15 protein-coding genes are annotated in these 14689 nt (G+C 67.3%); 10 read left to right on the top strand and 5 right to left on the bottom strand.

What is annotated here, in order from left to right; translation table 11 throughout:
* The first annotated feature begins 103 nt into the window (after positions 1-103).
* The 4 genes from ABLE38_RS19435 to ABLE38_RS19420 all read left to right on the top strand — a co-directional run bounded on the left by ABLE38_RS19435 (position 104) and on the right by ABLE38_RS19420 (position 3304).
* Complete coding sequence (locus tag ABLE38_RS19435; protein WP_348975908.1) at positions 104-709, top strand: TonB family protein; 606 nt, start codon at positions 104-106, stop codon at positions 707-709.
* The gene (locus ABLE38_RS19430) at positions 706-1308 is read left to right on the top strand and encodes an RNA polymerase sigma factor (RefSeq protein ID WP_348975907.1); all 603 of its coding nucleotides are present in this window, start codon (positions 706-708) and stop codon (positions 1306-1308) included. The genes ABLE38_RS19435 and ABLE38_RS19430 overlap by 4 nt, the downstream gene beginning before the upstream one ends.
* A 102-nt stretch (positions 1309-1410) precedes the next feature.
* On the top strand, positions 1411-2382 hold the full coding sequence (locus ABLE38_RS19425) for a FecR domain-containing protein (RefSeq protein WP_348975906.1): 972 nt from the start codon (positions 1411-1413) through the stop codon (positions 2380-2382).
* A gap of 181 nt (positions 2383-2563) precedes the next feature.
* Positions 2564-3304, top strand: a complete 741-nt coding sequence (locus ABLE38_RS19420; RefSeq protein ID WP_348975905.1) for a LuxR C-terminal-related transcriptional regulator — start codon at positions 2564-2566, stop codon at positions 3302-3304.
* Positions 3305-3350: 46 nt separating this feature from the next.
* Here the strand turns inward: ABLE38_RS19420 and kdsA are convergent, their stop codons facing one another.
* The 5 genes from kdsA to ABLE38_RS19395 all read right to left on the bottom strand — a co-directional run bounded on the left by kdsA (position 3351) and on the right by ABLE38_RS19395 (position 7064).
* A complete protein-coding gene (kdsA, locus tag ABLE38_RS19415) occupies positions 3351-4181 on the bottom strand; it encodes a 3-deoxy-8-phosphooctulonate synthase (RefSeq protein WP_348975904.1) in 831 nt (276 codons plus the stop codon).
* A 15-nt stretch (positions 4182-4196) separates the two neighbouring features.
* Positions 4197-5030 (bottom strand): 3-deoxy-manno-octulosonate cytidylyltransferase, encoded by an 834-nt coding sequence (locus ABLE38_RS19410; RefSeq protein ID WP_348975903.1) that lies wholly within the window; start codon positions 5028-5030, stop codon positions 4197-4199.
* A complete protein-coding gene (locus ABLE38_RS19405; RefSeq protein ID WP_348975902.1) occupies positions 5030-6019 on the bottom strand; it encodes a KpsF/GutQ family sugar-phosphate isomerase in 990 nt (329 codons plus the stop codon). Before ABLE38_RS19405 ends, ABLE38_RS19410 begins: the two co-directional genes overlap by 1 nt.
* A gap of 91 nt (positions 6020-6110) precedes the next feature.
* Positions 6111-6824 (bottom strand): STN domain-containing protein, encoded by a 714-nt coding sequence (locus tag ABLE38_RS19400; protein WP_348975901.1) that lies wholly within the window; start codon positions 6822-6824, stop codon positions 6111-6113.
* Positions 6825-6830: 6 nt separating this feature from the next.
* A complete protein-coding gene (locus tag ABLE38_RS19395; protein ID WP_348975900.1) occupies positions 6831-7064 on the bottom strand; it encodes a hypothetical protein in 234 nt (77 codons plus the stop codon).
* Positions 7065-7256: 192 nt separating this feature from the next.
* Here ABLE38_RS19395 and ABLE38_RS19390 point away from each other — a divergent pair, with 192 nt between their 5' ends.
* The 6 genes from ABLE38_RS19390 to ABLE38_RS19365 all read left to right on the top strand — a co-directional run bounded on the left by ABLE38_RS19390 (position 7257) and on the right by ABLE38_RS19365 (position 14619).
* A complete protein-coding gene (locus ABLE38_RS19390; protein ID WP_348975899.1) occupies positions 7257-8060 on the top strand; it encodes a helix-turn-helix transcriptional regulator in 804 nt (267 codons plus the stop codon).
* 1 nt (position 8061) lies between these two features.
* Positions 8062-9762, top strand: coding sequence for a ShlB/FhaC/HecB family hemolysin secretion/activation protein (locus ABLE38_RS19385; RefSeq protein WP_348975898.1), 1701 nt, complete (start codon positions 8062-8064; stop codon positions 9760-9762).
* 25 nt (positions 9763-9787) lie between these two features.
* Positions 9788-11563, top strand: a complete 1776-nt coding sequence (locus ABLE38_RS19380) for a DUF2341 domain-containing protein (protein ID WP_348975897.1) — start codon at positions 9788-9790, stop codon at positions 11561-11563.
* A gap of 22 nt (positions 11564-11585) precedes the next feature.
* The gene (locus tag ABLE38_RS19375) at positions 11586-11996 is read left to right on the top strand and encodes a biopolymer transporter ExbD (RefSeq protein WP_348975896.1); all 411 of its coding nucleotides are present in this window, start codon (positions 11586-11588) and stop codon (positions 11994-11996) included.
* A 15-nt stretch (positions 11997-12011) separates the two neighbouring features.
* On the top strand, positions 12012-12749 hold the full coding sequence (locus tag ABLE38_RS19370; RefSeq protein WP_348975895.1) for an energy transducer TonB: 738 nt from the start codon (positions 12012-12014) through the stop codon (positions 12747-12749).
* A gap of 79 nt (positions 12750-12828) precedes the next feature.
* Positions 12829-14619 carry a putative porin gene (locus ABLE38_RS19365; RefSeq protein WP_348975894.1) on the top strand — a complete coding sequence of 597 codons (1791 nt, stop codon included), beginning with the start codon at positions 12829-12831 and terminating at the stop codon, positions 14617-14619.
* Positions 14620-14689: the final 70 nt, after the last annotated feature.

Genomic DNA, 14689 nt, shown 5'->3' with positions numbered 1-14689 from the left:
GTGCTCCGACTCAATGCGAGTGTTCATGCCTGGTCCAAATCGGATCAATTTACCGGGTCTCTTCTGCTCGTGTGTCGGCCAGGCCGTCATATTGGGCGGGATTATGTACGGGCTGTCGGACAGTCATCGGGAAAGGCTCGGGGCCAAGAACGCGCGCGCGCCGCAGCTGCTGGCGTTCGAATTGCCCAGCGCCGAGGGGACGCCGGACCGGGCGGTGCATGGCGAACATGCGGCGGCACCGGCAGTGCGCCTCGCCGAGAGCAAGCGCCGCGCGGCCGAACCGCTCAACCGCGGCCAGCCCGCACCGATCGCGCCAATGCCGGTTGCCGACGCTTCGCTTTCGAAGGCGCCGGGCGACGCGGAGCGCGAGCATTCGGCGGTAAGCCCGTCCCAGTTCAGCGACTATCAGCGCCGCCTCTATGAGGCCGTCGCCAATAGCAGCCGCTATCCGGCAGAGGCGCGGCGCCTCAACCTCTCGGGCGTCACGCGGCTCGCCTTCAAGGTCGACCGAGATGGCAAGGTGCTCGACAGCTGGATCCAGGAAAGTTCGGGTTCGGAACTGCTCGACGATGCGGCGCTCGCGGCGCTCGATCGGGCCCAGCCGCTGCCGCCGCTTCCCGCCGGGCTGCCGTCGCAACAGGGCTTCGTGATCGAGATCGATCTCTCGGTCATCCGGCAAGACGCAAGTCAAGCGGCCGGGCGCCAGTGACTCATTCCGACGTGCGTGCCCATCACCGGCCCGATCGGGGCGCCGACATGAGCGGGTCAGCGCGCGACGTTCTGGTGGCGCTGCTCATCTCCTCCTATCCGGACCTCAAGCGGCGGCTGACCGGGCGGCTGGGATCGGCCGAGGCGGCCAATGAGGCGCTGCAGGACACCTATGTCCGGCTGCAGCGGACCGAAATCCAGGGCGAACTGCGCAATCCGCGCTCCTATCTGATCACCATGGCGATCAACATCGCGTCCAACCGGGTGCGATCGGAGGCGCGGCATTTGTCCGCGACGGATATCGAGGGCCTGCTGGAGATCGCCGACGAGAGCCCGGACCCGCTGCGCATCGCGGAGGCGCGCTCCGAGCTCGCCGCGGTCGAGCGCGCGCTCCAGGCGCTGCCGTCGCGGCGGCGCGCGATGTTCCGGCGCTTCTGGGTCGAGAATGCCGACTACGGAAGAATAGCTTCGGATTTCAACGTGTCGGAACGGACGGTCCGCCACGAACTCTTGCTCGCAACACGCTATCTGCATGCGGCGACAGAAGAAATATTTGTTGCGGACTTGCAAAGACGGCTGTCCCAAGTGTCTCCTCAATAGGAGATGCGCGATGATCAGGCACAGCGCGTTCCTTGCGGAGCTATTGGACGGCCATTGGGGATGACGGAACGGAGCGGCTGGACGGATTCGGACCTTGCGCGCTTGCGCCTCGAAAGTCTGGATCACCTCAATCGCCTCCAGTCGGGCGATGCGACCGACCGTGACGCCGCCGCGCTGATCGCCTGGCGCAGCCAGAGCCGTGCGCATGAGGAAGCCTTTCGCGCGGCGCTGCGGCTGCGCATGCTCGTCCGCACGGTGGAGGGCGGGGCTGGAGTTCGGCCGGACGAAACTGTCCCCGATGCGCAGCCGGAAGCGGAAATCCTGACCTTTGTACCGCGCGCGGCCCGGCAGCTGACGCGGCGCCGAATGATCGGCGGCGCGATCGCCGCGTCGGTGGCGGGCGGCGGCATCGTGGTCGGGCGCACCTTCGAGCTGATCCCGAGTCCGTCGGAGGCGCTGGCCGACTATCGCACCGGCCCCGGCGAGCGCCGGGTCGTCCGGCTGGCGGGCGGCGCAAGCGTCGACCTCAACACCCGCACGGCGATCGACCTGCGCGCGGACCTGCGCATGCCGGCGATCGAGCTCGTATCGGGCGAGGCCGTGCTCTCCAGCGGCGGCAATGGCCGCGCCGCGCTCGTCGCGGGGGCGGGGACCAGCGTCGTCCAGAACGGCCGGTTCAACGCGCGCCGCGACGGCGACGCGGTGTGCATCACCTGCCTGGCGGGAGAGGTCGTGGTGCGCTGGACGGAGGAAATGCGCACGCTCGGGCCGGCCGACGAAGTGCGCTACGCGGCGTCGGGCATCGGCGCGGTCGTGCGCGGGGCGGACACCGCGGCGCTCACCGCCTGGCAGTCGGGCACGCTGATCTTCCGCGCCATGCCGCTGCGCCAGGTGGTGACGGAGATCAACCGCTATCGCAGCGGGCGCGTTTTCCTCGCCAACAGCGCGCTGGGCGCGCGACCGCTGAGCGGCACCTATTACGTCAATCGACTGGACGATTTCTTCAGCCAGGCCGAGCTCGCGCTGGGTATCAACGTTGCGCGCTACCCGGGGAACATCGTCGTCCTCAGCTGAGCCGGCGGCTTCTCCGGAGTCGCTGAACTGCAACAAAAAACTTCTGCCAAAAAGCCCTATCCGCCGTGTCTTCCTATTTGGGGATCACCGGAGGGACGCACCCATGCTTTCGAGTAGAGCTGCGCATGCGGAGTGCGTGCAGGACTGCCCGGATGCGGGTACAAGACCCACCGGCGTTGGCGTGGCCGCAAAGGCCGAGCCGGGCCCGGCGCCGCTGCACCACTGCGCTTCGGCGCTGGATCTGCGCAGCTGGCTGCTCAAATATGCCCGGGGCCTCGGCTTCTACGGCGCGCGCTATATCCAGCTCGGCCGGCCGTGCTGGGGCCTCGAGGAGAGCGAGCCGGGCTGCGCGATCCGCTATCTTTCCACCTCGAGCCAGGCGGATCGCGAGGATGAGCACTGGATCGCCAGCGACCCCGCGATCGGGCGCATTCGCGGCGCCTATATGCCCTTTTCCTGGTCGACGCGGAGCAGCGCGGCGCTCGATGCCCGCCACCGTGCCTGGCTTGACGGCGAGCGCGCGCGCGGAGTCGATGCCGGGCTGGTCATTCCGGTGCAGGATAGCGCGGGCTGCCCAGCCTATCTGAGCTTTTTCGGGTTCGATGAGGATTCGATCCAGCATCTGATCGACCAATATGCGGCGGAAATGAGCTTCCTCGCCGGGCAATTCCATGCGCTCGCCAAGACATTCGTTCCGATCGCCGACTGGGTCGGGCGCGCGCCGCGGCTTTCCAACCGTGAACTCCAATGCCTTCGCCTGGCGGCACTGGGCCAGACCGTGGACGAGAGCGGCCAGACGCTCGGCATCTCGGGCCGGACCGTCGAGTTTCATCTGCGCAATGCCCTGGAAAAGCTGGGCGCGCCGACCAAGCTGCGCGCCGTCGTGCTCGCCTTCGGTGCTGGTGCGGCGGTCGCGATCTGAAATCGCAGCTTCGCTCGGGAGCTATCGACCTTTAAATTCCGCCGTCCTATGCCTGTTTGACCAGCGTATCGATCGCGAGCAGCCGCTCGAGTAGCGGCTCGAGTTGCGCCAGCGGCCAGGCATTGGGCCCGTCCGACAAGGCCTGGTCCGGATCGGGATGCGTCTCCAGGAACAGGCCCGCGATGCCGCACGCCACGGCAGCGCGGCTGAGCAGCGGGACGAAACGCCGCTCGCCGCCTGACTTGTCACCTTGCCCGCCCGGGAGCTGGACCGAGTGGGTCGCGTCGAAGACCACCGGCGCGCCCGTGCTCGCCATGATGTCCAGCCCGCGCATGTCGTTGACGAGATTGTTGTAGCCGAAGCTCGTGCCGCGTTCGCAGAGCAGGAAACGCCCCGTATCCAGGCCTGCGCGGGCGGCGGCGCGTTCGGCCTTGTCGAGTACCCGCGCCATGTCGCCGGGGGCCATGAACTGCGCCTTCTTGATGTTGACGGGCCTTCCTGACTGCGCGGCCGCCTCGATCAAATCGGTCTGGCGCGCGAGAAAGGCCGGCGTCTGCAACACATCCACAACCTGCGCGACGGGCGCGACCTGCCAGGTTTCGTGCACGTCGGTGAGAATCGGAAGCCCGGTCTCGGCGCGCACCTTCGCGAGGATCGCCAGGCCCGCATCGAGCCCGGGCCCGCGAAACGAGGCCTGCGAGGTACGATTGGCCTTGTCGAAAGAGGCCTTGAAGATGACCAGAATGCCGAGCCGCTCCGCGATCGCCGCGAGCATGGTGGCGACGTCGAGCGCGAGCCGCTCGGATTCGAGCACGCAGGGGCCGGCGATGAGGAAAAGACGCCGGTCGTTGCCGATCGGCTGGCCAAGAAGGTGCATCGGTGATCCTTGCGGTCAGGTGAGACGACGCTCGGCGAGCGCGGCTTCGACGACGACGATGTCGGCGGGATTGTTGACCTCCCACACGCCGCCGGCGGGGTCGGGGATCTCGACCATTCGGATCCCGATGCCGCAGTGAAGAAACCGAAGCTGCTCCAGCCCTTCGACGATCTCGAGCGGCGATGGCTCGGCCCGGGCATATTCCGCCAGCGCCGCGCGGCGATAGGCATAGACGCCGAGATGGAAATGGACTGGCGGCTCCCGCCAACGCTCGGGCACATAGGGGATCACGCGCTTCGAAAAGTAGAGCGCGTCACTGCCACCGTCGAACACCACCGTCGTGCCGCCTGCGCGGCCGAGCCGGGCCTCAGCGCTCAGCCGGTCGAGCTGAAGCGGCGAGCAGCGGATCATCGGGGTCGCGACCTGGAGGTGCGGCTCGGCCAGCAGGGCCTCGATCAGCGCCTCGACCGCGAGCGGCGGAGTGAGTGGGGAATCGCCCTGCAGATTGACGACGATGTCGGCATCGATCCCCGCTTCGCGGATCGCCGCCCAGCACCGCTCGGTGCCGTTGCGGCAATCGGCGGGGGTCCGGACGACCTGCGCCCCGAAGCACCGGGCCGTATCCGCGATACGGTCATCATCGGTGGCGATCCAGATTTCGGCGACGCCGCCCACTGCGCACGCGGCTTCCCAGCTGCGCTGGATCAGGCTCTTGGCCGCGCCCGCGGCACCGCGCAGCGGCACCAGCGGCTTTCCCGGGAAGCGCGACGAGTCGAAACGTGCGGGGATGATGATCGCAACGCGCTCGGGCTGTGCCCGGACTCCCGTTCCCCCTACCAGCTTGAGCATCAGCCGATGCCGAGCCGGAGGAGGTCGTGGATATGGACGAGGCCGCGAACCCGCCCGCCGAGCACGTCGTTGACGACGAAGACCGCAGTGATCCGCGCTTCGGACATGATGGTCAGCGCATCGCGCGCCGTGGCCTCGCCGCCCAGCGCCCTGGGACGCTGCGTCATCACCTGCTCGGCCGACCGCGAAGCGAGATCGATGCCGCAGCGGCGGATGTCGCCGTCGGTGATGACGCCGAGCAGCCGCCGATGGCTGTCAACGATGCCGGCGATGCCGAAATTGCGGGCGCTGATCAGGTCGAGCACCTCGCCCATCGGCGTATCGGGCGCGGCGAGCGGGAGTATCTCGCCGTGATGCATGAAGCTCTCGACCGAAACCAGGTCGAGGCCAAGCCGTCCCCCGGGGTGCAGCGCGAGCAGGTCCGAAGCCGTGGTTCCGCGCAACTGCATGATCGCCACGGCGAGCGCATCACCAAGCGCCAGCATCATCGCGGTGGAGGTGGTGGGGGACTTGCCGAAGGGGCACGCTTCGGGCCGTGGCGGCAGCGGCAAGACGATCCGCGCACTGGCTGCGACCGGCGAATCCAGGTTCGAGGTGATCGCGAGGATTGGCACCCCAAGCATCTCCGCCCTGCGCATGATCACGCCGAATTCGCGCGTATCGCCCAGGTTGGAGAGGATGATGAGCACGTCCCCCGTGGCCAGGATTCCCAGGTCGCCATGGACCGCATCGCCGGCGTGGAGGAAGATTGCCGGCGACCCGGTCGAGGCGAGGGTCGCGGCGATCTTGCGCGCGATCTGCCCCGACTTGCCGAGGCCGCACAGGACGGCGCGACCGGAAGTCGCCATCAGCAGCGCCACCGCTTCGGCGAAGCTCGAGTCGAGCCCGTGCGCGAGCGACCACAGGGCCTCCGCCTCGGTCGCAATGGCGCGTCGTCCCATCGCGATGATCGCGCCGTCGTCCACGGCTCTCTCGGCAAGCGCATCCATGCCGCGCGCTCGGCTCCTCAGCGCCGGAATTGGCGCGACCTTGTTGTAATGCAGCGAACGCGCGGCCTTGCTCGGGAAAACCACAGGCGCGTCAGTCGTGGGCGCCGGCCTTTCCCTTGAGCACGACAAGAAGGGGTTGCGCGATCCCTTCGGGAGGCGGGGATACGATTTTCCCTGACAGGACCTCGGCGATTGCCTGTTCGGCGCGGGGATCCTGGCCGCGTTCGATACGGACATGCTCGAGCTTGCCGCCCGGCGCGATCTGGATCGAGGCATGGACGCTGAAGGTCAGACGATCCGTGCGCCGGTCGCGGCGAAGATGGGCCTCTAGCTCGTCCGAGAGCTGGGCGTAGAAGGCCATGCGCTGGATCGCGCTGGCGCGGGGCGAGGCCGTGACCCGCTCGCGCACGACGACGCGCCCGAGCGGGACCAGCGGCGTCGTGTCGCTGCTGTCGGGACTGGTAATGATCGCCGCGTTCGCCCGGCTGTATCTGGCGATGAGGCCGGTGCCGAGGAGCAACTGGCGCAACGCCTCGCGCGGAGTGAGACTGCCCCGCACCGCATTCGACCGGCGGCCGGCGGTGAGCGCGCTGTCGTAGAGCAGCTGGACGCCGCTGGCGCGGAAATAGCTGGTGAGCGCCGCGTCAAGCGGCTGCGCCGGAATGTCGAAGGCGATGCGCTGGTTGCCGCCACCTGGCCGGGCCTGATTCTGGGCATGTGCCTGCTTCGGCGCAAGCGTCGTGGCCGGCAGCGCAGCGACCGCCAGCCAGGCCAGGCCTGCGCGGAGAAGGATCGGCGCCGCCATCGCGGATCAGGATCGAGCCGCGTCGGGCCGGTTGCGGCGCGCGCATTGCCTGCCGCGGCTGGTAGCGTCTGCGGTCGAGCGAGGCATCGCCGAAATACGGACGAGCCTGCCGGCCATGTACGCCTCGACCTGCTCGGCGGTTAAGCGGCGGCGTAACCGGCTGCGCGCATTCCTCGAGGCAATATCTAAAATATACTTCAGATAAGATTTTACCATATTGGCGGCATTTTTAGTGTTCATTTCAAATTTCTCTAGAGAAATACATAAAGTATATGAACTTTATTCAAATTCTACTTGAAGTACTTCTTTACGTTGAATGCGTGATCCGTGTTCGGAGAAGGGTCGTCATCAAACTGCAACAAAAAACCTTTGCCAAAATTGAGGCAGCGCCGTGTCTTCTTAACAGGGAGCCTGATCGGCGGGGAAAGATAAATGTTTGCGAGCAGCGCGTTCGCGCGCCACGTCAGCCGCGTTGCGCCCGATCGGTTACGGCCTGCCGATCGGGTGGGTCTGACTGCGACGAAGTCGCTTGCAGCGCTCGTTGACGATCTGGCGCGGTGCGAGACCGCGGATGCACTGCAGCAATGGCTCGCCGATCATGCGCTTCGGCTCGGGTTCCGCGGCGCGCGGTACATGCATCTCGGGCATCTGCATCTGGGGCAGCGCCTGCCGCACTGGAAGCTCCTGCGCTTCCTCTCGACGCATGAGGATAGCGCCAATCTCTGGATGACCGACCGCGCCGGGTTGGAGACCATCCTGATGACCTTTCTTCCGTTCGCCTGGTCGAGCGTCGGGGGGCGGCCGCTCACCGATGAGCAGCGGGATTGGTATGAAGTGCAGCAGCTGCGCGAACAGCCGGCGGGAGTCACCGTTCCCGTCCAGGACCATCCGGCGGGCCCGGCCTGCCTGATCCTGTTCGGCGGCACCGAGGAAACGGCGCTACAGCTGGTCGACACCCAGACGCCCTGGCTGGCGACGTTGGCGCTTGCCTTCCACCTGATGGCCAAGGCGATCCTGCCGGCCAGCAACAGCCTGGGACCGGCACTGTCCGACCGGGAGATCGCCTGCCTGCGGCTCGCGGCGCTGGGCGAGACGTTGGCCGAGGCGGCAAACAAGCTGGGCGTCTCCGTCCGGACCGTTGAACTGCACGTCGCGCGGGCGAGCAAGAAGCTGAACGCAGCCAACAAGATCCACGCCGTCGCCATCGCGGTTGGCGCGGGCCTGATCGAGGTCTGAGATGCGTGTGCGGTTCTTTCCGGGCCTGGCGCTTATGGCCGGTTGCGGGTTTCCCGGGGCGGCGTTTGCGCAGGAGGCGGCGCCGGCCCAGCAGGTGCCGTCCGCCGCGCACCAGGCGCCTGCCAGCTTCATGATCGCGGCGATCGACGTCTCGGGCGTCACCAAGCTCAGCAATGCCGAGATCGAGACGCTGATCTATCCCTTTCTCGGGCCCGGCCGGACCAATGACGACGTCATCGCGGCGCAGAAGGCGCTTGAGCGCGCCTATGCGGCGAAGGGGTTCGAGGCAGTCGAGGTCGAGATTCCGATCCAGCCGAGCAACACTTTCAGCCAGGGCATCGTCCAGATCGCCGTGCACGAGGCCCCGCTCGGGCGCGTGCAGGTGGTCGATGCCAGGCACCATTCGGCGGAAGTCGCGCGGGCGCAGGTTCCGTCGCTGGTCGAGGGCCAGCCGATCAACATTGCGGCGCTGCAGCGCGATATCGCCGAGGCCAACCGTTTCCCCGACCGGACGCTGAGCCCGAAGTTCAAGCCCGGCGCGACGCCGGGCACCGTCGATGTCGACCTCGCGGTCGAGGACAAGGTGCCGGTCCATGCGAGCATCGAACTCAATAACGACAACAGCCCGAACACGCGGCCGCTGCGGCTGAGCAGCACGGTACGCCACACCAATTTGTGGGGCCAGGGCCATACGCTGACGATCACCAGCGCGTTCACGCCGCAGGATACGCGGGAGAGCGCAGTGCTCTCGGCTTCCTACAATGCGCCGCTGATCGGGACGCCCTGGTCGTTCCTGCTCTACGGCTACAAGTCGAACAGCAACGTTGCCGCGCTGGGCGGTACCAACGTGCTGGGCAACGGCTATCAGATCGGCGCGCGCGTCACCTACAAGCTGCCGAGCGACAAGGTTTCGCAGCAGATTAGTTTCGGTCCTGATTTCAAGGACTTCAAGGAAAACATCTCGCTGAACGGCACTGCGCTGCAACCGACGCGCATCCGCTATCTGCCGGTTGTCGCCGAATATTCGATGAGCGGCGCGGACGAGACGAGCAGCTTCGGCCTTACCTTCGGCGCGACGGCGGGCCTGCGCGTGATCAAGCGTGACGATTGCTTCGAGAGCCCCTTCGACACGCCGACGCCGCCCCCCGGCGTGCTCACCTGCGCGCTCGGCAATGGCGTTGTCGGCGTCGTCGCAGATCAGTTCACTGGCCGCGCGATCGATGCGAGCGAGAATTTCGTCCATTTCAACCTGGACCTCAACTACACGCGCAGCCTGGTCGCCGACTATCAGCTGGCGCTGCGCGTCTCGGGCCAGTTCGCGGACTCCAGCCTGGTCACCAACGAGCAGTTCTCGATCGGCGGCATGTCGAGCGTGCGCGGCTATTATGTCTCGGAGGCGGTGGGCGACGACGGCTTCGTCACGTCGATCGAGATGCGCACGCCGAGCCTGGCCGCGTCGCTTCCGAGCTTTGTCGACGAGCTGCGCTTCTTCAGCTTTCTCGACGCGGGATATGCGCGGCTGCGCGCGCCCGCGGCCGGCCAGGCCGACCAGTTCCGGATCGCCGGGATCGGGGGCGGATTCCGGCTCCAGGTCTTCAAGCTGCTCAGCGGCGAACTCGTGATCGGCGTGCCGCTGCGCAGCGGTCCGGCGACCGGGCGAGGCGAGCCGCGATACAGTTTTTCGCTGAAGGGCGAGTTCTAACTTCGGACAGCAATGGGGATCGACTGTGGGCCGTATATTTCTCGCTTGGCTGATCGCGCTGCTCGCGATCACCACTCCGGCCTTTGCCCAGACGAGCGGCGGCTGGTGGAACAAGGACTGGCCCTATCGGCGGCCGGTGACGGTCGACACGTCGCCGACCGGCGGCAATCTGAGCGGCGCGATCGGCCGCACGGTGCTGCTGGTGCGGCTCCACGATGGCAATTTCACTTTTGGCGACGCGCTCGAGAACGGCGCCGACCTGCGCGTGATCGACAGCGACGGCAAGACACCGTTGCCCTTCCATATCGAGCGCTACGACGCGGCGAACAGCATCGCGACCTTGTGGGTGTCGGTCCCCGGTCTCAATGGCGGCGAGAAGCGGCAGCTCTGGCTCTATTTCGGCAACAAGAACGCGCCGGCGGGCAGCAATATCGCCCAGACCTATGATCCCGACACGGTCGCCGCCTATCATTTCAGCGAAGCCGCGGGGAAGCCCGCCGCCGACCTGACCGCGAACGCCAACAATGCCCAGAACGCCGTGCCGGCGATCGACGAGAATGGCGTGATCGCGCGTGCGGCGCGCTTCCAGGGGCAGGGCGAGCTCGTCATCCCGGCGACGCCGTCGCTGGCGATGCCCGCTGGCGCGCCGCTGACGCTGAGTGCCTGGGTGAAGGCCGACCAGCCAGCCGGCGAGCAAGCGCTCTTCACGCGCGGGCCGCTGATCCTTGGCATCGCCAATGGCGTGCCCTTCGCGCTGATCGGGGCGCAGCGCATCCAGGCGACCGCGGCGCTAAAGCCCGGCGAATGGACGCAGCTCGGCTTCGTCGCCGACGGGCAGAATGTGCGGCTTTACGTGAACGGCGTCGAGGCGGCGGCCGGGGCGGGGGCGCTGCCCGCGCTCGACGGGCCGATCACGCTCGGCGGCGCCGCGGGCCGGCCGTTCACGGGCGAACTCGACGAGGTTCGCCTGTCCAAGACCGCGCGCCCCGCCGCGATGCTGCTCGCGAGCGCCCAGGCGGAGGGGGCCAGCAACAAGATCGTCACCGTCGCCGGCACCGCCGAGCGGCAGAGCTCGGGCGGCGGCACCTTCTTCTACGTGCTGAGCAAGGTCGAGTTGATCGACGCCTTCATCATCGGGCTGTGTCTGTTCATCTTGGTGCTCGCGGTCGTGGTGATGATCACCAAGTCGAACTACATCAACCGATCGGTGCGGGCGAACCGCGTGTTCCTGCGGCGTTTCCGCAACCTGCACGAGCATCTTGTCAGCATGAAGCAGGTCGAAGGCGTGGGCCCGCGCGAGCTGGCGGCGATCGAGCGCGCGCCGCTCGGCCGGATCTACGAGACCGGCATCGAGGAACTCGAAGTGCGCCGCCAGGCGCGCGGCCGGCGCCCGCTGGCCGGGGAGAGCGTCGAGGCGATGCGCGCCGCGGTCGATGCCGTGGTCGTCGAGGAGAACCAGAAGCTAGATCGCTGGCTGGTGCTGCTGACCATCGCGATCTCCGGCGGGCCCTTCATCGGGCTGCTCGGAACGGTGCTCGGCGTGATGAACACCTTTGCCGGCGTGGCGCAGGCGGGCGACGTCAACGTCAACGCGATCGCGCCGGGCATCGCCGCAGCGCTAATGGCGACGATCGCCGGCCTCACCTGCGCGATCCCGTCGCTGTTCGGATACAATTATCTCAACAGCCGGATCTCGGCGCTCTCAGACGAGATGCGCGTCTTCGTCGACCGGCTGATCACTCGCCTCGCCGAGATGCAGATCGAGGACGTCCCGCCGCCCGCGCTCCAGGCGGCCGAGTGATTGCGGCGAGGGGAGACCAGCCATGCAGATCAACAAGGGCCGCAAGGCTTATGACGACATCAACATCACGCCGATGCTCGACCTCGCCTATGTGCTGCTTGTCATCTTCATCCTGATGGCCACCGCCTCGGTGCAGGGGATCAAGGTCGATCTGCCCAAGGCGAGCGCGGCGCAGAGCCTGGTCCAGCCCAAGACGATCGCGATCACCGTCACCACCGACGGCCAAATCTTCATGGACGCCTTTCCGGTGACGATCGCCGATCTCGAGACGCGGCTGCGCAACGCCAAGGCGAGCAATCCCGATGTGCCGATCGTGCTCAAGGGCGACCAGACCGCGCAATATGGCAAGGTGACGCAGATTCTCGACCTGTGCCGCCAGCTTGATCTCAACAAGGTGGGGCTGGTCACCGGCAAGCCCGGCCCCACCTCCTGAGGCGGCGAAACGCGCGTGAGCACGATGCAGCCCCCGGATTTCGAGGCTTTCGAGGATCGCTCGGCGATCCGCGGCGCGTTGCCCTATGTCCTTGGGCTGGTGCTGCTCGGGGCGTTGGCGTGGTTCATCTATAGCCAGATCACTGCGGTGCGCGGCGTGCGCGTCAACGCGGATTCCAAGTCGGTGGTCGACGTGATGCCGTTGCCGCCGCCACCTCCCCCGCCACCGCCGCCGCCAGAGCTCAAGGAAAAGCCTCCCGAGCCGACCGAGCAGCCCCAGCCTTCGCCGGCCGAGGCGCCGAAGACGCCGCAGCAGCAGCCCCAGGCGGCGCCGGTGACGATCGCCGCGCCGGCACAGGCGGGGAGCGACAGCTTCGGGCTGGCGGCGGGCAGCGGCGGCGGGATCGGCGCGCCGGGGAGCGGCGGCACCTGCCTTGGCACCAATTGCGGCGCCAAGCCGGCCGGCGGGGGCGTGGGGCTGGGCCTCTATCGCCGCTATCTGAGCACCGCGCTGCAACAGCGCGTGTCCGCGGACGACCGGCTCAGCCGGCAGGTGTTCTCCGCCGACGTGCTGCTGACGCTCGATGCGCAGGGTCAGGTAAGCGGTGCGCGCCTGGCGGAGTCGCACGGGAATGACGACGAGGCGACGCTGCAGCGGCTGATGACGGTGCTGCGCGGGGCGCGGCTCGATCCACCGCCGTCCGGAATGGCCTTTCCATACAGAATCACGGTTCGAGGGCGGCGGCCGCTCTGAGCGGCGCCGCGAGCAAAAGGGATAGCGAATGTCAGGGCATCGAAACTTTGGCCGATTGGTTCGGGGCTGGCGCTGCGGTGTGGCGGTCATCGCAATGCTGGGCGCGACTCCCGCGCTGGCCCAGCAGGCGACCCCCGCGGCCGATCCGTCGGACAGCTCGATGGTGAACCTGGTCCGGCTGCTGGTCGAGCAGGGTGTGCTGACGCCGGAGAAGGGCAAGGCGCTGATGGACCAGGCGCGCGCCGAGGCCGCGCAGGTCCGTGCCGCGACGGCGCAAGCCGCGCAGGCTCCGGTGCAGCAAGCGTCGGCCGAGCTGCCGCCGCCCCCGGCGGGGACGGTGCGCGTGCCCTATGTTCCCGAGACGGTTCGCACCCAGATCAAGGACGAGCTGCGCAAGGAAGTGCTGGCGCAGGCCAAGGCCGAAGGCTGGGCAGCGCCCGACAAGGCTGCGCCCGACAAGGCTGCGCCCGACTGGGTCGACAATATCCGCATCCATGGCGACCTGCGCTTTCGCTCGGCCTCGAGCTTCTACGCGAAGGACAATTCGCCCGACTATATCGACGTGTCCGAATTCAACGATACCGGGCCGATCGACCTGACGCGCCAGCTCGCACCGCGCATCAACACCACTCGCGACAAGCGCAACAACATGGAGATCCGCGCGCGGATCGGGCTGGAGGCGACGATCGCCCAGCGATTCACGCTCGGCTTCCAGCTCGCCACCGGCGACGATCCCGGCCCGATCTCGACCAACGCCGCCCTCACCGGCGGCTTCCGCAAACGCGACCTGTGGTTGCAGAACGCCTATGTGAAGGGCGAACTGGTGCCGGGCTTCACGGCAATGCTCGGCCGGTTCGACAATCCGTTCCGCACCACCGACCTGATGTTCGATCCCGACCTCGCGCTCGACGGGCTCTACGGCGAGGCCAACCTCACCAAGATCCTTGGCGAGGACGGTTTCACCGTGGCGGTGCGCGGCGGCGCCTTCCCGATCATGTTCGAGGACCCGGACTTCCCCTCGACCTCGTCCGAGAAGCGCAACTGGCGCGACCGCTATCTGTTCAGCGGCCAGCTCGAACTGGCCAAGAAGTTCGGCAACGGCGTCGAGGCGCATCTGGCCGGCGCCTATCACGACTTCACCTATCTGCGCGGGCACGTCTCGGCGCCGTGCGACATCTATTCGGTCGAGAATGTCGAATGCTCGACCGATGCGCTGCGCCCGCTCTTCGCGACCAAGGGCAACACGCTGATGTTCCTGCGGCGTTTCGACACGACCGCCAATCCCAATCCGAACGATCCGCGGCAGCCGCAATATCTGGGCCTGAAGTTCGCCTATCGCGTGCTCGATCTCAACGGCTCGGTGAGCGTGCCGATTTCCGAACGGGTCATCGCCAGGCTGAGCGGCAACTACCTGTACAATCTCGGTTTCAACCCCAAGGGTATCTGCGCCGAGGGGCCTGACGGCGCGCCGCTCAACAATGTCGTGCTTTCGGATCCCACCAACAATCCGCTCCAGGGTGCCTGCGACGCGACCAATCCGGCGCGCTTCGTCGGCGGCAACCAGGGCTATGGCGCCTATTTCTCGATCGGCGATCCGAACCTGTTCAGCGTCAATCCGAGCCGCGCCAAGCGCGGCGCCTGGGCAGTCAACCTCGCCTACAAATATCTCGAAAGCGACGCCGTCCCGGACAGCTTCACCGATTCCGACTTCCATCTCGGCGGCACCAATGCGCGCGGCTTCGTTGTCGGCGGCGCCTGGTCGCCTTTCGACGGTATCGCCCTTGGCGCGCGCTGGCTGAGCGCCAACCAGATCGTCGATGCGCCGCTGGCGATCGACGTGCTGCACCTCGACCTGGGCGTCGCCTTCTGATGTCCGGCCGCTTCCCCCCGTCAGGCTCGCGCGATCGCGTCGACCATGCGGTGCGGAGCGGTGGCCGCGC

The sequence above is a fragment of the Sphingomonas sp. KR3-1 genome (assembly GCF_040049295.1).
In the GTDB taxonomy this organism is placed as follows: Bacteria; Pseudomonadota; Alphaproteobacteria; order Sphingomonadales; family Sphingomonadaceae; genus Sphingomonas.
Note: the sequence above shows the minus strand (reverse complement) of the source record. Positions and strands in the feature narration are given on the sequence as shown.